This window comes from Agrobacterium sp. 16-2014-1-2a (genome assembly GCF_053522705.1).
This window is the reverse complement of record NZ_JBNWBX010000003.1, coordinates 25,195-46,579: the sequence shown is the minus strand read 5'-3', so window position 1 is coordinate 46,579 and position 21,385 is coordinate 25,195. Positions and strand designations below refer to the sequence as shown.

16 protein-coding genes are annotated in these 21,385 nt (G+C 60.0%); all 16 read left to right on the top strand.

What is annotated here, in order from left to right:
- Positions 1-2 precede the first annotated feature (2 nt).
- The 16 genes from ACQZ45_RS11850 to ACQZ45_RS11775 all read left to right on the top strand — a co-directional run bounded on the left by ACQZ45_RS11850 (position 3) and on the right by ACQZ45_RS11775 (position 21,372).
- Entirely contained in the window at positions 3-1,649 is a 1,647-nt protein-coding gene (locus ACQZ45_RS11850) for an ATP-binding cassette domain-containing protein (protein ID WP_035199488.1), read from the top strand.
- Between the two features lie 17 nt (positions 1,650-1,666).
- The gene (locus ACQZ45_RS11845; protein ID WP_065688002.1) at positions 1,667-3,223 is read left to right on the top strand and encodes a hydantoinase/oxoprolinase N-terminal domain-containing protein; all 1,557 of its coding nucleotides are present in this window, start codon (positions 1,667-1,669) and stop codon (positions 3,221-3,223) included.
- On the top strand, positions 3,216-4,349 hold the full coding sequence (locus ACQZ45_RS11840; protein WP_413373040.1) for a DUF917 domain-containing protein: 1,134 nt from the start codon (positions 3,216-3,218) through the stop codon (positions 4,347-4,349). The genes ACQZ45_RS11845 and ACQZ45_RS11840 overlap by 8 nt, the downstream gene beginning before the upstream one ends.
- A 43-nt stretch (positions 4,350-4,392) precedes the next feature.
- The gene (locus tag ACQZ45_RS11835; RefSeq protein ID WP_065687773.1) at positions 4,393-5,988 is read left to right on the top strand and encodes an ABC transporter substrate-binding protein; all 1,596 of its coding nucleotides are present in this window, start codon (positions 4,393-4,395) and stop codon (positions 5,986-5,988) included.
- Between the two features lie 115 nt (positions 5,989-6,103).
- Entirely contained in the window at positions 6,104-7,180 is a 1,077-nt protein-coding gene (locus ACQZ45_RS11830) for a DUF917 domain-containing protein (protein ID WP_065687772.1), read from the top strand.
- Positions 7,177-8,715 (top strand): hydantoinase/oxoprolinase N-terminal domain-containing protein, encoded by a 1,539-nt coding sequence (locus ACQZ45_RS11825; protein WP_065687771.1) that lies wholly within the window; start codon positions 7,177-7,179, stop codon positions 8,713-8,715. The genes ACQZ45_RS11830 and ACQZ45_RS11825 overlap by 4 nt, the downstream gene beginning before the upstream one ends.
- Positions 8,716-8,760: 45 nt before the next feature.
- A complete protein-coding gene (locus ACQZ45_RS11820; protein ID WP_065687770.1) occupies positions 8,761-9,705 on the top strand; it encodes an isoaspartyl peptidase/L-asparaginase family protein in 945 nt (314 codons plus the stop codon).
- A 117-nt stretch (positions 9,706-9,822) separates the two neighbouring features.
- Positions 9,823-10,728: a LysR family transcriptional regulator gene (locus ACQZ45_RS11815; protein WP_003511007.1), complete on the top strand. Its 906-nt coding sequence runs from the start codon at positions 9,823-9,825 to the stop codon at positions 10,726-10,728.
- A 180-nt stretch (positions 10,729-10,908) separates the two neighbouring features.
- A complete protein-coding gene (locus tag ACQZ45_RS11810; protein ID WP_448742253.1) occupies positions 10,909-11,853 on the top strand; it encodes an ABC transporter permease in 945 nt (314 codons plus the stop codon).
- The gene (locus ACQZ45_RS11805; protein WP_013761618.1) at positions 11,850-12,668 is read left to right on the top strand and encodes an ABC transporter permease; all 819 of its coding nucleotides are present in this window, start codon (positions 11,850-11,852) and stop codon (positions 12,666-12,668) included. The genes ACQZ45_RS11810 and ACQZ45_RS11805 overlap by 4 nt, the downstream gene beginning before the upstream one ends.
- A complete protein-coding gene (locus tag ACQZ45_RS11800) occupies positions 12,665-14,299 on the top strand; it encodes an ABC transporter ATP-binding protein (RefSeq protein ID WP_112192086.1) in 1,635 nt (544 codons plus the stop codon). Before ACQZ45_RS11805 ends, ACQZ45_RS11800 begins: the two co-directional genes overlap by 4 nt.
- 13 nt (positions 14,300-14,312) lie before the next feature.
- Positions 14,313-15,155, top strand: a complete 843-nt coding sequence (locus tag ACQZ45_RS11795) for a serine hydrolase (RefSeq protein WP_026330689.1) — start codon at positions 14,313-14,315, stop codon at positions 15,153-15,155.
- A gap of 29 nt (positions 15,156-15,184) precedes the next feature.
- Positions 15,185-16,729, top strand: coding sequence for an ABC transporter substrate-binding protein (locus ACQZ45_RS11790; protein ID WP_162690576.1), 1,545 nt, complete (start codon positions 15,185-15,187; stop codon positions 16,727-16,729).
- Between the two features lie 127 nt (positions 16,730-16,856).
- Positions 16,857-18,299 carry a M20 family metallopeptidase gene (locus ACQZ45_RS11785; protein ID WP_113291571.1) on the top strand — a complete coding sequence of 481 codons (1,443 nt, stop codon included), beginning with the start codon at positions 16,857-16,859 and terminating at the stop codon, positions 18,297-18,299.
- A gap of 360 nt (positions 18,300-18,659) precedes the next feature.
- Positions 18,660-19,589: a sugar ABC transporter substrate-binding protein gene (locus ACQZ45_RS11780; RefSeq protein WP_003510994.1), complete on the top strand. Its 930-nt coding sequence runs from the start codon at positions 18,660-18,662 to the stop codon at positions 19,587-19,589.
- A gap of 241 nt (positions 19,590-19,830) precedes the next feature.
- Entirely contained in the window at positions 19,831-21,372 is a 1,542-nt protein-coding gene (locus ACQZ45_RS11775) for a sugar ABC transporter ATP-binding protein (protein WP_003510992.1), read from the top strand.
- Positions 21,373-21,385: the final 13 nt, after the last annotated feature.

Here is a 21,385-nt window from a genome sequence, read left to right as displayed (position 1 = left end):
CCATGACTGAACCGCTTCTTAAAGTCGAAAACCTCAACGTCACCTTCACCAACTACGGTCGCACGCGCCAGGTGCTGCGCGATGTCGCCTTCACAGTCTCAGCCGGCGAGCGGGTGGCGCTGATCGGCGAAACCGGATCGGGTAAATCGGTCACCGCCAAGGCGATCATCGGCACTTTGCCGAAGAATGCCACTATTGCCTCCGGCGCCATTGTCATCGACGGGCGGGATGTGCTCGCCATGCCGCGAAGGGAACGCGAGGCGCTGAAGGGAACGGCGTTTTCGCTGATCATGCAGGACCCGCTGTCTTCCTTCAATCCGGTCTTCAAGATCGGCACGCATCTCGATGATGTCATGCGCTTTGCCGACAAGCGCAACGGCATCAACTCGTCCAAGGCAGAGCGCCGCACCCGTATCGCAGCGGTTCTGCGCCGCGTGCAGCTTGGCGATACCGAGCGGGTCATGAATGCCTATCCGTCCGAGCTTTCGGGCGGCATGCGCCAGCGCGTGTTGATCGGGCTTGCGTTGCTGCATCAGCCGAAGCTCCTCATCGCGGATGAGCCCGGCACCGCGCTCGACGTCACCACGCAGGACGAAATTCTCAATCTCATCAACCAGCTGGTTGCCGAAGAAAATATGGCGCTGCTGATGATCACCCATAATCTCGGTGTCGTACGTAAGGTGGCGGATCGGGTCGTGGTTATGCACCATGGCGACATCGTCGAGACCGGTCCCTGCACGCAAATCCTGCACGCTCCCGCTGCGGACTACACGCGTTCGCTGCTGGATGCGGTGCCGCCGCTCTACGGTCCGCGTGTCGCCGATCTGGCGCAGAGCACACGCTCGCCGATCGTTACCATCGAGGGCCTGAACAAGATTTACGGCAGACGCAACGGTTACCACGCCGTGCGCGACGTGAACCTGACGCTGAAGGACGGCGAAATTTTCGGTCTTGCGGGCGAGTCCGGTTCTGGAAAAACCTCGGTCGCCCGGATGATCATGGGACTTTCTCGCCCGACCTCCGGCAATCTTGTCATCGACGCCCCATCTCCCGGGCGTGGCAAGCGGCTGACGCAGATCGTCTATCAAAATCCGGGCACTTCCCTTAATCCGAAGCGCACGGTCAGGCAGACGCTTAACCTGCCGTTGAAATCCATCGGTATGGACGGTGAGGCGCGCGAACGCCGGATGCAGGAACTGATGGGGCTGGTGCGATTGCCGCAATCCTATCTCGGTAAATATCCGCATGAACTTTCCGGCGGACAGAAGCAGCGTGTCGCCATTGCCCGTGCACTCGCGGCTGAACCGAAGATCCTCATCCTCGACGAGCCGACGGCGGCGCTTGATGTCTCCGTGCAGAAGACCGTTATCGACCTTCTGCTGCAGCTGCGGGAAGAGCTTGGCCTGACCTATCTGATGATCTCGCACGACCTCTCGCTGATGCGCAATTTCTGTTCGCGCATCGCTATCATGCTGCGTGGCGAGATCGTCGAGGAAGGGGTGACGTCTGCGGTTTTCGCCGAGCCGAAGCATCCCTACACCCGCGCCCTTATCGCGGCGATCCCCGTCGTCACCGACGAGGAAGAGCGCCTGAAACCCACCGTGACAGAGGAAGAGCGTATGCGCTTCCTCGTAAAAACGACCGATTGATAAAAGAGGAGCCTGACGTGTATCGCGTTGGAATTGACGTCGGCGGCACAAATACCGATGCCGTTGTGTTACAGGAAAAGACTGTTCTGGCGGGGGTGAAAGCCTCCACCACCGAAGATGTGACGTCCGGTGTCATCGAAGCCCTTGAAAAGGTGATCGAGGCGTCGGGCATCGACAGGGCACACATCGGTGCCGTGATGATAGGCACCACGCATTTCACCAATGCGGTGATCGAGCGGCGGCATATGGACGAGGTCGCCGCCATCCGGATCGGCCTGCCGTCCGGCGCCGGCCTGCCGCCGATGGTCGACTGGCCGGATGACCTCCGGGAAATCGTTGGTAACCACGGTTATCAGGTCCGCGGCGGATATGAATTCGACGGTCGCGAAATCTCAGCCCTCGATGAGGACGAAATCTTCCGCATCGCCGCCGATATCCGCGCAAAGGGCCTGAAGGCCGCGGCCGTCACCTGCGTCTTCAGCGGCATCAATGATGCGATGGAAGTGCGGGCGAAGGATATCCTGCAGGAGCGCTGCCCCGGCCTGCCGGTGGTTATGTCCAAGGATATCGGACGGCATGGTCTGCTCGCCCGCGAAAGTGCTGCGATCATGAATGCCAGCCTTCTTTCGCTTGCGGACCGCACCGTTGCCGCTTTCGGCGAGGCGCTGAAGGCAGCGGGCATAACCTGCCCGTTCTACATCACCCAGAACGACGGCACGCTGATGGCGGCGGATGTGGTGCGCGGCTTCCCTGTGCTCACTTTCGCCTCCGGCCCGACGAATTCCATGCGCGGCGCTGCTTTCCTCACCGGCCTCAAGGATGCCGTGGTCGTGGATGTCGGCGGCACCACCTCCGATGTCGGCTCGCTGTCGCACGGCTTTCCGCGCCAGGCGTCCACGACGGTGGATATTGGTGGCGTGCGCACCAATTTCCGCATGCCGGATGTGTTCTCGATCGGTCTCGGTGGCGGCTCGCTGGTGGTCAATGGCGAACATGGCCTCACCGTTGGCCCGAAATCAGTCGGTTACCGCGTCCGCCGTGAGGCGCTCTGCTTCGGCGGCACGACCCTGACTGCAACCGATATCGCTGTCGCCTCCGGCAAGGCGGACGTGGGCGAGAAGGCTCTGGTTTCCACTCTGGACAAGCGGCTGGTGGATGCCGCAGTCAAAAAGATCAACGACATGCTCGAGTCCTGTGTGGAACGCAGCCGCATCTCGTCATCACCGGTGCCGGTGATCGCCGTTGGCGGCGGCTCCATTCTCATGCCTGACCGTATCGGTGATCTGGACGTCATCCGCCCCGAGAATTTCGCGGTGGCGAATGCCGTGGGTGCAGCGATCGCGCAGATTAGCGGCGAGACGGACCGCGTCTTCTCGCTGATCGAGGGGCGCACGCGTGAAAGCGCGCTTGCGGAGGCGGAGGCCGAGGCACGCGAAAAGGCGATTGCGGCTGGTGCAGTGGCCGAAACGCTGGAAGTCATCGAGCGCGAGGATATGCCGCTTGCCTATCTGCCCGGCAATGCCACCCGCATTCATGTGAAAGTCGTTGGAGAAATGGGAGCCAATCATGGCTGAGACGCGCAAGCTGAAATATGACGAAGCGGCATTGCGTACGCTGACGAGGGAAGATCTCGACGCGCTGGAAATCGGTGCGGGCATTCTCGGCACTGGCGGCGGCGGCAATCCCTATCTGGGCAAGCTGCTTGCACTCGAGGCCATGAAGGCCGGTTGCGAGATGAAGATCCTTGCGACAGACGCCATCGAGCCGGACGCGCTTTGCATGTCCATCGGCGGCATTGGCGCCCCCGTTGTCGGCGTGGAGCGCATTCGCGAGGGCCGTGAGGGTCTGCGTTGCCTGCGCGCCATGGAAGAGCTGATCCGCACGCCGGTAGACGCCATCGTCTGCGAGGAAATCGGTGGCTCGAACTCCATGAACCCGCTGGTGACGGCGGCGCTTGGTGGCCTGCCGATCCTCGATTGCGACGGCATGGGCCGGGCTTTCCCAGAGATGCAGATGACGACCTTCTCCATCTACGGCCACAGTTCGACGCCATCGGTGATGTGCGACCTGCACGGCAATGCCGTGATCTTCAGCCACGCCGTTTCCGAAGTCTGGCACGAGCGCATGGCCCGTGCCTGCGTCGTTTCTCAGGGCGGCGGCGCAATGCTGGCGACCGCGCCGATGCAGGCGCACTACGTGCACCAGTATGGTATTCCGAAAACCTACACCAAGGCGATCGCGCTCGGCGAGGCGGTGATCCGTGCCCGCAAGCAGCAGGAAGACCCGATTGCGGCAGTCTGCGCGCTTGAAGGCGGACGGCGCATCTTCAACGGCAAGATCACCGATCTGAAACGCCATCTGCGCGGCGGTTTCGCCGTGGGCGATGTCGAGCTTTCCGGCTTCGACGATTGCTCGGGTCAGACGGCGAGCGTGGCGATCCAGAACGAATTCCTGCTGTTCCGCCGTGACGGCAAGGTGGAAGTGACCGTTCCTGATCTGATCGTTTTGCTCGATGTCGATACCGGTTACCCGATCACCACCGAAGTCCTGCGTTACGGCCAGCGCGTGGCCGTGGTCGCGATCCCCTGCCACGATCTGCTGCGCAGCGCCCGCGCGCTCGAAGTCGTTGGACCGGCGGCTTTCGGTTACCCGGACATTCCTTTCTCACCGCTGCCCGTCCCGGTCGGCAAGGCTGCCTAACCATAAGCGGGGCAAATGACCCGCAATAAAGAGGAGAACGACAATGAAAATGCCAGGACTTCCTTCCCGCCTTGCCGTGCTTGCGCTCGGCACGGCAATCGCGTTGCCGCTTGTTTCTTCCGCTGCTTTTGCGGAGGACAAGGTTTCGGTCGCGGTCAACACCATGCAGATATTCAGCTCGCTCGACCCGGCGAAAGTGACTGACTATACCGGCTACATGGCCATCGTGAACATGTATGACGGCCTGACCACGGTGAATGCCAAGGGCGAAATCGTGCCGCATCTGGCAAAGTCCTGGGATATTTCTGAAGACGGCCTGACCTATACCTTCCATCTGCGCGACGATGCGAAGTTCCAGGATGGCACGGCGGTCAAGGCTGCCGATCTCGTCTGGTCGGTGCAGCGCCTGCTCGGCATCAACAAGGGTCCGTCGAACCTCATCGTCGGCGTGCTGAAGCCCGAAAACGTCAGCGCGCCTGATGATGCGACGCTCGTCATGAAGATCGAGCGTCAGTTTTCGCCCTTCATGGCCTCCACGCCGCTGATGATGGCGTTGAACAAGACGTTGATCGAAGCCAATGCCAAGCCCGAAGACAAGTGGGGCGAGTCCTATGTGGGCGAACATTCCGCCGGTTCCGGCCCATACAAGCTCGTCAGCTACAACCGTTCTGCCGATATGGTCATTGCCCGCAATGCGGACTATTTCCTTGGCTGGACCAAGGGCAAGCCGATCGACGAAGTACGCTTCGTCCAGACGAGCGACGACGCTACCGTCAAGGCGCTGGCTGAAAAGGGCGAACTTGGCCTTTCCTCGCACGGCCTTGGCAACGACACCTATGAATCCATCGGCCGGATGAAGGGTTACAAGCTCATCCAGACCCGCACCGCCGGCGGTTTCGTCATCAAGCTCAACACCAAGGTTTACCCGACCGACGACGTTCACGTTCGTCGCGCCATTGCCTATGCGACGGATTACAAGACGATCCAGGAAGTGATCTATCCCGGTTTCGACATGCAGGGGCCGCTATCCGACGCTTTCAAGGACGCGCATAACGGCGATATTCAGCCCGGCGTCTACGATCTGGAAAAGGCGAAGGAAGAACTGGCGAAGTCGAAATATGCCGGCCAGAAAATCACGCTGGTCAACAGCTATGTCGCTTCGCTGGCCTTCGAGGCGGAAGTGGCGCTGCTTTTGCAATCCAGCCTCGAGCAAATCGGTATTACGCTCGATATCAAGCCAGAGCCGTGGAACCGTATCGTTGAGCTTTCCTCCAAGCCTGAAACGACGCCTGCGTCGACGCAGGTGAATATCTCGCCGACCTATCCGTCTCCGGATGCGATGTTCTACAACCAGTATCACTCCAAGGCATCAGGCACATGGATGTCGATGGAATGGCTGCAGAACGCGGAAATCGACGGGTTGGTCGACAAGGTCCGTGCCACGACCGATACCAGCGAACAGAACGCAACCTACAAGGAACTGCAGACCAAGATCGCCGATCTTCAACCGGATGTGTGGGCGGTTGCGCCGAACCGCCGTTATGCGGCGAACAAGTGCCTTCAGGGTTACGAGTTCATTCCCATGCAGAGCTGGGACCTGAACTTCTCCAACTTCCATTGGGACTGCAAGGCGGAGTGATCTCCGTCCCATGAAAAGCGGTCCCGCCGCATGGCGGGGCCGATGAGACTTGGAACGATAAAGGGAAGGAGCATCGCTTGCGCCGGAAAGGCTGCGGCATGCCCGAGGATGACGCATGATCCAGGAATTTTCCGAAGACGACATCGAACCTCTTGCCACCGGCGCCTGGATTCTGGGAACGGGCGGTGGAGGCAATCCCTATATCTCGACGCTCAATCTGCGCCGTCTTTATGCCGAAGGCAGACGGGTGAAGGTCATGGACCCCATGGCGCTTGCTGATGACGACATGGTTGCGGTCGTCTCCAAGATGGGTGCACCGCTTGTTGGTCAGGAACGGCTGGGAGACCCCGTTCATCTTGCCCGCGCGGTCGAGGTCATGGAGGATTATCTCGGCAAGCCTTTCCGGGCGATCATGAGCGTGGAAATCGGCGGTTCGAATGCGTTATCGTCCTTCCTCGCCGCCGCCATGCTCGACCGTCCCGTCGTCAATGCCGATGCCATGGGACGTGCTTATCCCGAAGCGCAGATGACCTCATTCGCCATCGGCAATCTGCCGATGTTTCCATTATCGCTGGTCGATGTACGAGACAATGAGGTGATCGTGACACGCGCTGCATCGTGGAAATGGATGGAGCGCATCTCGCGCAAGGTCTGCACCGAAGTTGGTTCCACCGCCGCCACCTGCAAGGCGCCGCGCACCGGCAAGGAAGTGAAGGAATGGGGCATTCATTACACCGTCACAAAGGCGACCGAACTCGGGCGCGCGGTGATGGAGGCGCGTGCACGCCATGATGACCCGGTTCAGGCGGTTCTCAACCATGAGGGTGGCAAACAGTTGTTCCGCGGCAAGGTGGTGGATGTCGCCCGCGAGACCACCGGTGGCTTTCTGCGCGGCAGTACGACCATTGAAGGCATCGACGCCGATCGCGGCTCACGCATGGAACTTGCCTTCCAGAACGAGTGGGCGGTCGCCTTCCGCGACGGCCAGCCGGTCGCCATGACGCCGGATTTGATCTGCCTTCTCGACACTGTTTCGGGCAGCGCCATCGGCACGGAATCGGTGCGCTATGGCCAGCGTGTCACGGTTATCGCCCTGCGGGCGCCGGAACTCTTGACGACGCCTGCCGGCATTGCTGCCGTTGGCCCGCGTGCCTTCGGTTATGACATTGATTTCAGATCGGTATTCCCATGAAACGCATCGGTATTGACGTTGGCGGCACCAATACGGATGCCGTTCTGATCGATGGAGACGCCATCGTTGCCTCGATCAAGGTTCCGACCACGCAGGATGTCCTGTCCGGCGTGAAGGCGGCCCTCGCTCACATGTCTGGCCATGTCGGCACGGCAGATCGCCCGATCGATGCGGTTATGATCGGCACCACCCATTTCACCAATGCTGTCGTGGAGCGCGCCCGGCTGGAGCGAGTTGCGGCCATCCGCATCGCGTTGCCGACCGGCTCTTCACTGCCGCCCATGTGCGACTGGCCGAAGGATCTCTACGAGGCTGTCGATCCGCTGATCTTCATGGTTCATGGTGGCCATGAATACGATGGCAGTCCGCTGGTGCCGATGATCCCGGATGAAATCCGTGAAGCGGCGATGAAAATCCGCGATGCAGGCATTACCTCGATCGCCATTTCGGCAACCTTTTCGCCGCTGACCACGGAGTGCGAGGTGAGGGCGGCGGAGATTGTCCGTTCGGTGATCCCCGATGCACGCATCACGCTTTCCCATACGCTGGGCCGTATCGGGCTTCTGGAGCGCGAAAACGTTGCACTTCTGAATGCCGCCTTGCAGACCCTTGGCAGGACCACGGTACAGGCATTTTCGGATGCGCTGCGCGAAGCAGGTGTGAAGGCGCCGTTTTATCTTACACAGAATGACGGCACCGTGGCGCTTGCGGATGTGGCTGCCGCAAACCCCGTGCACAGCTTCGCTTCCGGCCCGACCAATTCGATGCGTGGTGCGGCTTTTCTCACCGGGCTTTCCGATGCCATGGTGGTGGATGTCGGCGGCACTACCTCCGATATTGGTTGCCTTGTCGGTGGTTTTCCGCGTGAGGCAAATAATATTGTCCATATTGGCGGGGTCCGCACCCTGTTCCGCATGCCCGATCTTCTACCTGTAGCACTGGGCGGCGGCACCATTGTCGACCCGCAGACAGGCAAGATCGGCCCGCGCTCGGTTGGGTATCGCATCCTGACCGAAGCCCGCGTTTTCGGCGGCGAGACACTGACGGCATCGGATATCGCCGTTGCGGCAGGCCTGATCGAGATGGGCGACAGGGATCGTGTGAAGGGCCTCGATCCGGCATTCGTGCAGGCGACGCTCGGCCGTATCCGCGACATGGTGGCCGACAGTTTCGACCAGATGAAGACATCAGCCGAAGACGTGCCGCTGGTTGCGGTCGGCGGCGGCGCATTCCTGATACCGGAGCAGGTGCCGGGCGCATCCGAGGTGCTGCGTGTGGAAAATGCAGGCGTTGCCAATGCGCTCGGCGCAGCGATGGCGCAGGTGTCCGGTGAGGTGGATCAGGTCTTTTCCGGGTTGAGCCGCGACGAGGCCCTTGCGAAAGCCGAGACCGAAGCGCAGAACGCAGCGGTCGCTTCGGGAGCGGAGCGCGCGAGCCTCAAGACGCTTGAGGTGGAGGATATTCCCATCGCCTATTTGCCAGGCGGCGCTCGCAGGGTCCGCGTGCGTGTTATCGGCGATATAGCCTTTCATTGATGGTAAGAGGCCCTGCCTGCGGCGGGGCAACAGTGGAGTGAGGATATGACGAAGATCGCACTGGCCATTCACGGTGGTTGCGGGGTTATGCCGGAAGACAGCATGACTCCGGAGGAATGGGAAGCGGCGCGCCACGATCTGGCGGGGGCACTGCGCGCCGGTTATGGTGTGCTCAAGGCTGGCGGAACTGCGCTGGAAGCGGTTGAGGCGGCAGTCGTCGTTATGGAGGACAGCCCGCATTTCAACGCAGGCCATGGGGCGGCGCTCAACGAGAATGGCATTCACGAACTCGACGCGTCGATCATGGATGGCAAGACCCTTGCGGCAGGCGCAATCAGCGCCTCCCGCGCCATCCGCAACCCGGTGAAGGCGGCCCGGGTGCTAATGGAGGACGAACGCGCAGTCTATCTCACCGGTGAAGCGGCTGACCGGTTTGCGCAGGAGAAGGGGCTTGCCACGGAGCCTCAATCCTACTTCACCACGCAAAAGCGTGTCGAGGCGCTGGCGGCCATGAAGGCCCATGCCACGGCAGGTACGGAAGCGACGGAAAACGAAAAACACGGAACCGTCGGTGCCGTGGCACTCGATGCTGCTGGGCATCTCGCAGCCGCGACATCCACCGGCGGCTACACCAACAAGCCTGACGGCCGGGTGGGTGACAGCCCTGTGATCGGGGCGGGCACCTATGCACGCGACGGCGCCTGCGCCGTTTCCGGCACCGGCAAGGGTGAATTTTTCATCCGTTACGTCGTCGGCCATGAGATCGCGTCCCGTGTCGCCTATCTCGGGCAGGATCTGGAAACCGCCGCCGGCAACCTCGTCCACAAGGATCTGGCGCCCTACGATATCGGTGCGGGTCTTGTCGCCATCGATGCCGAAGGCGGCATTGCCGCACCCTATAATACGCCCGGCATGTTCCGGGGCTGGGTGACTCCAACAGGAGAGGCCCGTGTTGCCACCCACGACAGGGTCTATGACGTGGAATTGTAACCGGCGACCGACCGGGCCGAATGACAATGCTAAAAAAACCGGTGACATGAAGGCCTATCGGCGGCAAAAGGTCTGAACCGAAACCGGCTCGTCTTTTCATCCCATGGTGCTGGCCTCATGAATATCAAGCAGCTCGAAGTCCTTCGCACGCTTCTTTCCACCGGCTCGACCATCGCCACCGCCAAGGCCATGGGGCTAAGCCAGTCCGGTATCAGCCGGCTTCTGGCTCAGCTCGAGGCGGACCTGTCGCTGACGCTGTTTGCCCGTGACAAGGGGCGGCTGATCCCGACGCCGGAGGCAGCGCTTCTCGCGCGTGACGCGGAAAATGTGCTGCTTGCTGTCGATCGCATGTCCGGCCACGCCGAAGATCTGCGCAATGGTGCTGCCGGTCCGGAAATCGTCCGCATCGGCCTGCCGAGCAGCATGTGGGAGAACTTCGCGCCCGCCATGCTGATAGACTATGTCAGGGATTTCCCCGGCGTGCGCATCGAGACTTTTTTTGAAACGACCACCGCCATCAACAGGCTGGTTGGCGAGCGGGTGATCGACCTCGGTTTCCTGCGCATGGAAGGTGAGATTGGACCGGGCATTGATGTCGAGCGTGTCGCCACAGGCAAAAGCGTCTGCGTGGTCCGTCAGGATCACCCTTTAGCCGAGCTTACCGAGATAACGGTGAAGGACCTGCGCAACATTCCGCTCATTCTGATCGGCCGGCAGCGGCCGAACCGCATGGCGCTCGAGCAGGTCTTCAAGAAGGCGGGCGTCAAGCCCATGGTGAAGATCGAGACCCACACCAACAGTTCCGCATGTGCATATGTCGCGCATGGTCTGGGCGTTACGATCATCAGCAGTTTTTATGCTAACCTCTACAGGCACCTCCCCGTCGTGGCGCTGCCCTTCATTCCGCAATCAACGCAGGAGTTCGGTCTTGCCCGGGCATCGGGCGCACCGCTGTCCATCGCGGCGCAGGCACTCAGCGACGCCTTGAAGCAGCAAATCCAGCTTTCGCAAAAAATCGACTGAAAACAGGGTTTTTCACGAGAAATCTCATTGTCCCTGTCAGGATGAAACGTGCCACCATTCTGCATAGGCATATGACGTTTATGCATAATATTGCGCGTTATTTATCAATCCGTCATAGTCATTCGCAACGAAACCGATAGAGGCGGGAGCACGTTCCCGGCCATCAATCGTGGGGAACCGATGATAAGATTCATACTGAGCCGTCTTTTGATGGCGCTGCCGACGATCGCCTTTGTGTCGATCACGGTCTTTGCGCTCATCCGCTTCATTCCGGGTGATCCGGCCGCCCTGATGCTGGGCGACATGGCGCAACCGGAACAGATCGAGGCGATGAGAACAGAGCTTGGTCTCGACAAGTCCATGCCGCAACAGTTCGTCATCTGGGCGGGCAATGTGGTGCAGGGCGATTTCGGCCGGTCCATCGTCAACGACGAGGCAGTATTGCAGCTGGTCGTGTCGCGGTTCCTCGTCAGTGCTGAGATCGTCGTCGTCGCCGTTCTGCTGGCCAGCCTGATTGCGGTTCCGGCGGGTGTGATCGCCGCCTGGAAACAGAACAGCCTGACCGATCTTGCACTGGTTGGAACGGCAACCCTGCTTTTGTCCATACCGACATTCTGGCTCGGGCTTCTGCTTCTGCTGTTCTTCGGTCTAAAGCTCGGCTGGCTACCGGTGCTGGGATACGTATCGATCAGCGACAATCTCGTTGGCGGCATGCTCTATCTTGTCCTGCCTGTCATGACGCTGGTGATCCACGAAATGGGTGTTCTGATCCGCATGGCCCGCGCCTCCACGCTTGAAGTGCTGCGGCTGGATTACATTACCCATGCCCGCGCCAAGGGACTTTCGGAGAGTGCCGTCCTCTGGCGGCACGCCTTCAAGAATGCCTTTGGTCCGACATGGACAATGATCGGCCTCATCCTCGGCAATCTTCTCGGCGGCATCGCCGTCATCGAGACGGTCTTTACCATTCCGGGGCTCGGGCGGCTGATGGTCGACAGTATCTTTGCGCGTGACTACCCCGTCATACAGGGCTGCCTGCTGTTCGTTTCCCTGTCCTACGTGCTGGTCAATCTCTTCGTCGACCTTCTTTATCCCCTCTTCGATCCGCGTGTGGTTGCCGAATGAAAAAGTTCACACTCAACGGGCTTATCGGCGGCGTTCTCATCGGCCTCCTGCTCATCACCGCCATTACCGGCCTGTTCTGGACGCCCTATGATCCGATGAAGCTCGGTTTCGCCTCGCGGCTGGCCGCGCCCGGTCCCAGCCATCTTCTCGGCACCGACGAATTCGGGCGCGATGTTCTCAGCCGCCTGATGGTCGGCGCGCGTGCCAGCGTCTGGATCGGCTTCCTGACGGTCAGCTTCGCGACGATCTGCGGCACTCTGATCGGTCTTGTCAGCGGTTATGCGCGCGGCTGGATTGATGGCGTCATCATGGCCATCAACAATGCGCTTCTCGCTTTTCCCGGCATTCTCCTGGCGCTTGGCCTTCTCGCGGTCTTTGGTGCCAACCAGTACGGCATCATCTTTGCGCTCGGCATCGCCTACACGCCATCAATGGCCCGCGTGGTGCGTGGCGCCGTATTGTCGCTGCGTGAGCGCGAGTTCATCGAGGCATCGCTGGTGATGGGCAATGGCGAGATCTACACCATGTTCCGCCACATCCTGCCCAATTGCATCGCGCCGATCACGGTGCTTGCCACATCCATGTTCGGCTGGGCAATCCTCTCGGAAAGCGCACTGTCCTTCCTCGGCCTTGGCGTGCCACCGCCGGCCCCCACCTGGGGCAACATGCTGGCCGCTGGCCGGCCCTTCATCCAGCAGGCCGTCTGGCTCGGGCTTTTCCCCGGTCTCTGCATCGCGCTGACACTGCTCGGCATCAATCTTCTGGGCGATGCCCTTCGCGACAGGCTTGACCCGCGCATGAGAGGTCTCAAATGACGGACAATACTCTTCTTACCGTGCGCGGCCTTTCGCTGGAGGTCGCGGGAAGCGGCCACCGGGTAGTCAAGGATGTTTCCTTCGATATTGCGCCTGGCGAAATCTTCGGCATCGTCGGTGAAAGCGGATCGGGAAAGACGCTGGCCACCCGCGCACTCATCTCGCTTCTGCCCCCGGCAATCGCCGTCACCGGTGGATCGGTCATCTACAAGGGAAGGGACGTGATGTCCCTGCCGGCAAGGGAACTTCGTCGCCTGCGCGGCGCGGAAATCGGCGTCGTTTTCCAGGAGCCGATGACCTCTCTCAATCCGTCGATGACGATTGGCCGGCAGTTGGAAGAAGGCCTGATCCTTCACACCAAGTTATCGCCGGAAGAGCGCCGCGAGAAAATTCTCGAGATGCTGAGACGGGTCGGTATCCGCGATCCCGAAGGGGCGCTTGCTGCCTATCCGCATGAGTTTTCCGGCGGCATGCGCCAGCGCATCATGCTGGCCTCGGTCATGCTCCTGAAACCGGCGCTGCTGATCGCCGACGAGCCGACGACGGCGCTCGATGCCGTCATCCAGCGCGACGTCATGGAGCTGATGGTCGAACTGACACGGGCGGAGGGAACAGCCGTCCTTCTCATCAGCCATGACCTGCCGATGGTGGCCCGCTATACGAGCCGTATCGTGGTCATGGAGAAGGGCGCGATTGTCGAACAGGGGCGAACCGAAGACCTGCTCGATGCGCCGCAGCATCCCTATACGAAAAAGCTGCTTTCCTCTTTGCCCTTCCGGGGCGAGCCGCGTGTCGTCGACACCAGCAAGGCGCCGATGATTTCAGCCCGAGACATTGTTGTCGATTATGCCGGACGCAAGTCACTGCTGAAGAAAGCCAAGCCGAAGCGGGCGCTGCATGGGGTCAGCATCGATATTCACGAAGGTGAGGTCGTGGCACTGGTCGGTGGCTCCGGCTCCGGCAAGACCACGCTTGGCCGCACCATTGCCGGTCTCGTAAAGGAAAGCGAAGGGCAGATCCAGTTTCAGGGGCGGGAACGCAAAGAAGACTGGAACGACTATCGCCTGAATTGCCAGATGGTGTTTCAGGATCCCTATTCCTCGCTCGATCCGCGAATGACCATTCAGGCGCTGGTGGAGGAGGCGTTGCGTCTCGTCCCAGGCCTGGATCAGGCTGCCAAGCGCAAGCGGGCGCTGGAAACGCTGGAAGAGGTGGGGCTCGGCGCAGACTATGCCAGCCGTTATCCGCACGAGCTTTCCGGCGGCCAACGCCAGCGCGTGGCGATTGCCCGTGCCATTGCCCGCCGTCCGCGGTTCCTGATCGCCGACGAACCGGTTTCCGCCCTTGACGTGACGGTGCGGGCGCAGGTGCTCGATCTCTTTTCCGATCTGCAGAAACGTTACGGCTTTTCCTGCCTGTTCATCAGCCACGATCTCGGCGTGGTCGAACAGGTGGCCGACCGTGTCGTCGTCATGCAGGACGGCCGTATCATCGAAGAGGGCGACCGCGACACGATTTTCGACAGCCCGAGAGAGGCCTACACACGCCGGCTCCTCTCGGCCATTCCCGCCCTCGACCAGAACGAAAAGGGCGGTGTGACACTCAAATGGCGTCTGGAAGAAGAAGTTTAACAGGAACATGACAATGACTGTGGCTGCCCAACTGAATGCTATCTGTGATGCACAGCCTTTTGTGACGCGCTTCATGGTGCGCAATCTCCTGACCGGCGAAGAGATCGGACGGGGAGAAAACGAGGAGACCCCATCGGGCAGCACCCGCAAGACGTCGATCATGATGGCAGTGCTCAAGGCTGCCAGCGAAGGGCGGCTCGATCTCGACCAGCCCGTCACCTATGAGAAGAGGCTGGCGGAAGAGGTGGCCAGCGGCATGTTCCGCTATCTGACGCCAGGCATCGTAATTTCCCTGCGCGATGCGCTCGCCGGCATGATGGTGCTGAGCGACAATGTCTGCACCAAGATGGTGCTGGAGCGGCTGACGCTTGAGGAGGTGGACAGCTATTGCAAGACGCTCGGCATGGCCAATACCCACCACCGTTTCCTCATTCCGCCGTTGGCGCTGGCGGCCGATCATCCGCTGAAGACCGTCACCACCACCTCGGCGGCGGACCAGGTGCTGCTGCTTCAGACCATTCTTGATGCCCAGTCCTCGCCAGAGGCGCAGGCAAAGCTCGGCTGCAGCCCTCAATTGTGCGGCTGGGCAATGCAGACGCTAAAAAACCAGATATTGCGCTACGGAATCCGCTCCCGCCTGCCGTTCGAGGCTGTGGTGGCGAGCAAGAGCGGACGCGGAAAGCGCGGGCGTATGGACGCCGGCATCGTCTACAGAAACGGCGCGCCGTCTTTCATCATCACCGCCTATACCGATGAAGTGCCGCAGGTGATGCCTGACGGCACGCCGGGATACACCATCGCGCTCGAAACGATTGGCCGGCTGGCGCAGGCCTGCTGGGACGGCTTTCAACAATGATAATCAACGACAACAAAGAGGGTAGAACAGTGAACAAACTTCTTCTCGCGGGCGCGGCCCTGCTCGTAACAGCCAATATCGCGGCGGCTCGCGACATCACCATCGCGCAGAGCTCCGATCTGCGCAGCAGCAATCCCGGCGTCAATCGTGACGGCAATACGGACGGGGTGATCCTGCACATCGTCGAAGGCCTCGTCGGTTACAACAATGGCGGCGAAGTAAAGCCGCTGCTTGCCGAGAGCTTCGAGGTTTCGCCAGATGGCCTCACCTATACGTTCAAGCTGCGCGCGGACGTAAAATTCCATAACGGCAAGCCGCTCACCGCAGAAGATGTCGTCTGGAACTGGACGCGCTATCTGAAGCCCGAAACCAAATGGGCCTGCCTGAATGATTTCGTGGAAGGCGGTGCCGCGCATGTCACCGGCGTCAAGGCTACGGACGCCTCCACGGTTCAGATTACGCTTGAAAAGCCGTCAGCCGTTTTCCTCGGCCTGATGTCGCGGCCCGAATGCGGTTATACCGGCATGATCTCGCCGGAATCTGTTGCCGCTGACGGCAGCTTCGTCAAGCCCATCGGCACCGGTCCGTTCCAGTGGAACGAATGGAAGAAGGGTGAATATATCCGCCTCGCCAAATTTGCGGATTATGTTTCGCCTGTGAACGACGGCAAGCCGGATGGCATGGTCGGCTCCAAGCGGCCGCTGGCCGACGGCATCAAGTTCATGGTTATTCCGGACGCCTCGACCGTGAAGGCGGGCCTCGAATCCGGCGTGCTCGACACCGCCGAGATTTCTCCCGATCTCATTCCGGAGTTCAAGACGAATGAGAAGATGCAGCTCATTGTTGCCCGCAACAACGGCAAGAACCTTTTCTATATTCAGACCCGCGACAAGGTGCTGAGCAATCCCGGCGTGCGCCGCGCCATGGCGATGGCGCTTGATCTCGATGAACTGGTCGCCGCCGCATCGAACGGTACGGGCGAAGCCAACGGCTCGATGGTTTCGCAGGACTCGGTCTATTTCGATGAAACCCAGAAGAAGCGTCCGGCCTATGACATCGAGGCAGCCAAGAAGGAACTGGCGGCAGCCGGTTACAAGGGCGAGCCGATCTCTATCATCGCCAACAAGCGCGGCAATGTACCGAGTTTTCCGGCAGCCGTCATGGCGCAGGCCATGATGCAGCAGGCGGGTCTGAACGTACAGATCGAGGTGCTGGACTATGCCACGCAGGTGGATCGTCGCCGTTCCGGCAATTATCAGGTGATCTCGCAGTCTGTCGCGCCGCGTCTCGATCCGGCCCTGATGTATGCATTCTACGTCGGTAACAAGGACAAGAACGCCTCCCTGATGTGGGATGATCCGAAGGCGATCGAGCTGATGAAGGCTGCCTATGTTGAGGCCGACCAGGCGAAGCGCCAGAAAATTTTCGACGAGTTCCACGAACTGATGCTGAAGGAAATGCCCGGCATCTTCCTTTACGACATGGTCGATGTCTGGGGCGCGACCAAGAAGCTCAAGGGTCAGCCGGTCTGGCAGTCGAACGCCCGCCTCTGGGAAGTCTCGGTCGACAACTGATCCAATATTGCCTGCGCCGGAAGCAAAGCCCGGCGCGGGCATTTGCCATCATGACCGTAATGATTTGGCGGCCCCCCGCCGAAGCGTTTGCGTGCGCCCTTAAAGGGCAGGAATGCGAGGACAAGCCATGAACCGTGAAGCCGTGATGTCGATTGCCGCCGAAATCGAGTCAATGAAGCCACATTTCACCACTTTGAGCGACAGCATCTGGGATTTTGCCGAACTCAAATTCGAGGAGAGGCAATCTGCCGGGGTTCTGGCAAACGCGCTTGAGGAGAACGGCTTTGTGGTCCGCCGCGGTGTAGCTGGCATGGACACGGCCTTCATCGGTGAATTCGGCCACGGCAAGCCGGTTATTGCCTTCCTAGGCGAATTTGACGCGCTTGCTGGCATGAGTCAGATGGCCGGCGTGGCTGAGCCAAAACCGCTTGAACCCGACGCCACCGGCCATGGCTGCGGCCACAATCTGCTCGGCGTCGGCTCGCTGATGGCCGCCATCGCACTTGCCCGGCATCTGAAAGCCAACAACCTGCCCGGCACGGTGCGTTATTATGGCTGCCCCGGCGAAGAGGGCGGTTCCGGCAAGACTTTCATGGTGCGCGCCGGTCTGTTTGACGATGTCGATGCGGCTCTGACGTGGCATCCCGCGCCCTTTAACGGCGTACGCTCCACCAACAATCTCGCGGTGCTGGAATATTTTTATCGTTTCAAGGGCGTTGCTTCCCATGCCTCCAACGCCGCCCATCTTGGTCGCTCGGCGCTAGATGCTGTCGAATTGATGAATGTTGGCGTCAATTTCCTGCGCGAACACATGCCGCAGGATTGCCGGGTGCATTATGCGATCACCGATGCCGGCGGCAAAGCGGCAAATGTTGTGCAGGCAAAGGCCGAAGTGCTCTATCTGATCCGCGCACCTGAAATGCGCCAGGCGCTCGATCTCGCAGCCCGTGTGGACAAGGTCGCGCGTGGTGCGGCCATGATGACCGAAACAGAGGTGGAGATCGTCTTCGATACCGCCTCCACCAATCTCCTGCCCAACATCACACTCGAAACGGCGATGCATGAAAACATGGTGGCGCTTGGACCCATAGCCTTCGACGAGGCCGATCAGGCCTTCGCCAAGGTCATTCAGGACACGTTCACGGAAGAGGCGATCAAAAGCAGCATCCGGCTCTACCAGATCAAGGGCGACGTCTTTTCCAACGGGAAGATCGACGGGTCGACGCCGCTGCATCTCGGCCTGCGCGATTTCGAGGGGCAGTCGCATTTTCGTGCCGGATCGACCGATGTCGGTGATGTCAGTTGGGTGACGCCGACAGCGCAATGCTGGACACCCGCATGGGCAATCGGGACCAATCCGCATACATGGCAGGTGGTGGCGCAGGGCAAAAGCCCGGCCGCCCACAAAGCTATGGCACACGCTGCCAAGACGCTCGCATCGACAGGTCTTTCGCTGATGACCTCGCCCGAGCTGCTTGAAAGTGTCAAAAAAGAATGGCTGGAAAAAACCGAGGGCAGTGATTATGTCTGCCCCATTCCGGCGGATGTGATGCCCGGTTTTCACGATTAAGACGTGGCGTCTTTCGCGCCCGTCCAACTCTTCCATTTGTCCGTGATGTTTTATCGCAGGCAGCCCAGCGACTTCCGCGAAAGTGCTCAGCAAGCGCATGAGCCCCCTCCGCCCACGCCAGGGCGGAGGGGGCTATCCCCGTTTTCTCTGAAAACTCCTGATCATCACCGCCTTGTGTGCCGTCTCGCTCCACGACCACGAAGAAAGCATTGACGTTCGAACCAAAAATGGAATAAATATATCGAACAACAGAAATTCGGTTTCATTATTCCGTTTTCTGGATGTGAGGAGTTAGCGGCGGGCTCTCGGGTCCGTTTCCGGCTGGGAGAGGTGGCGCTGGACACCGAGGAGGAGAAAACAATGAAAAAGCTTATTATCAGTGCGGCTATGTCTGTGCTTTTGGGCACGGCGGCACATGCCGAGACCGTCGGTGTTTCGATGGCCCTGTTCGACGACAACTTCCTGACCGTGCTGCGCAACGGCATGCAGGATTATTCCAAGGAGCTGAAGGGCGTCACCCTGCAAGTTGAGGACGCGCAGAACGACGTTGCCAAGCAGCAGAGCCAGATCCAGAATTTCATCGCCTCCAAGGTCGATGCGATCATCGTCAATCCGGTTGATACGGATGCGACGGCGGCCATGTCGAAACTTGCTGCTGAAGCCAAGATTCCGCTGGTTTACGTCAACCGCCAGCCGGTAAACGTGGATTCCCTGCCAGACGGCCAGGCCTTCGTGGCATCGGAAGAAACTGTGGCCGGCACGCTTGAAACCAAGGAAGTCTGCCGCCTTCTCGGTGGCAAGGGCAAGGCCGTGATCATGATGGGCGAGTTGTCCAATCAGGGCGCGCGCATGCGCACGCAGGCCGTTCACGATGTTCTGAAAACCGATGAATGCAAGGGCATTTCCGTGGTTGAAGAGCAGACGGCCAATTGGCAGCGCACGCAGGGTTCCGACCTCGTCACCAACTGGCTGTCCGGCGGTATCGAGTTCAATGCTGTCATCGCCAATAACGATGAAATGGCGATCGGCGCTATCCAGGCTCTGAAGGCCGCGGGCAAGGACATGAAGGAATATGTCGTTGCCGGTGTGGACGCCACGCAGGACGCTCTTGCCGCCATGCAGGCAGGCGATCTCGACGTGACGGTCTTCCAGGATGCGGCTGGCCAGGGCAAGGGTGCTCTCGATGCCGCACTGAAGCTCGTCAAGGGCGACAAGGTTGACAAGAAGGTCTACATTCCCTTCCAGCTCGTTACCCCGGAAAACGTCAAGGACTACGTAGCCAAGAACTGACGACCCTTTACCGGCATTTGCGACCGTTTCAAGCAATATCGGAAGCAAATGCCGGTTCTGGACGGCAGTCGGCGCGTCAGACGCCGAGTTGAACCAGGCTAGAATAGTATTTCAGTGAATTTAAAGTGTTACAGCGCTCTTGTGTGTCTTGATCGGCACGGCGCTGTAAGCCTCCCCGGAGGATGGGCGCCTTTTGGCGAAACCTCTTCCCCGGTCATTTTTGTCTATCGTGGAGGATAAGATGGTCGTCAGCCCATCGACAATGGCCGCCGTGCGCGCCAGCGGCGCCGTGCCCAATGCAGAATATCTTCTCGCAGCGGACGGCATACGCAAGGAATTTCCCGGCGTTGTCGCGCTGGATGACGTTTCGTTCCACCTCAAGCGCGGCACCGTGCATGCGCTGATGGGTGAGAATGGCGCCGGTAAATCGACGCTGATGAAGATTCTGGCAGGTATCTACCAGCCGGATGTCGGAGAAATTCGGCTGAAGGGCGCTGCGATACGCCTCGATTCACCGCTTGATGCGCTCGAAAACGGCATTGCGATGATCCATCAGGAACTCAACCTGATGGCCTATATGACGGTGGCGGAGAATATATGGATTCGCCGCGAGCCAAAAAACCGACTGGGCTTTATCGACCATGGCGAAATGTATCGCCGCACCCAGACATTGCTCGAAAGGCTCGGTATCGATCTCGATCCGGAAATGCGTGTCGGCGAACTATCGGTCGCAAGCCGGCAGATGGTCGAAATCGCCAAGGCGGTTTCCTACGACTCCGACGTTCTCATCATGGACGAACCGACGTCAGCGTTGACTGAGCGCGAGGTGGAACATCTGTTCCGCATCATCCGCGACCTCAGGGACCGCGGTATCGGCATCGTCTACATCACTCACAAGATGAATGAGCTTTTCGAGATCGCCGATGAGTTTTCCGTCTTTCGCGACGGCAAATATATCGGCACCCACGCGTCCACCGATGTGACGCGAGACGACATCATCCGCATGATGGTGGGGCGCGAAATTACCCAGATGTTCCCGAAGGAAGAGGTCCCGATCGGCGATGTGGTGCTGTCGGTCAAGAACCTGACGCTGAACGGCGTCTTCCATGACGTGTCATTTGATGTTCGCGCCGGGGAAATTCTAGGTGTCGCCGGCCTTGTCGGTTCTGGCCGCTCGAACGTGGCGGAAACGGTGTTCGGCGTTACGCCGGCGTCTTCGGGCACTGTGGAAATCAACGGCAAGCCTGTGTCGATCGCAAGTCCAACAGAGGCGATCCGTCACCGCATGGCGTTCCTGACGGAAGACCGCAAGGATACCGGCTGCCTGCTGATCCTAAATATTCTTGAGAACATGCAGATCGCGGTTCTACAGGACAAATATGTCGCCAACGGCTTCGTGCAGGAAAAGACGCTTTCGGAAGCCTGCGACGACATGTGCCGCAAGCTCCGGGTCAAGACGCCCAATCTTTACGAGCGCATCGAAAACCTGTCGGGCGGCAATCAGCAGAAGGTGTTGATCGGGCGCTGGATGCTGACACAGCCACGCATCCTCATTCTGGATGAGCCGACGCGCGGGATCGATGTTGGCGCAAAGGCCGAAATCCACAAGCTGGTTGGCGAGATGGCGCGCAATGGCGTCGCCGTCATCATGATTTCCTCCGAAATGCCGGAGGTTCTGGGCATGAGCGACCGTATCATGGTCATGCATGAAGGTCGCGTGACGGGCTTCCTTGACAGAAGTGAAGCCACACAGGTGAAAGTGATGGATCTCGCATCGCGGTGAGGCGCGCCGGGAT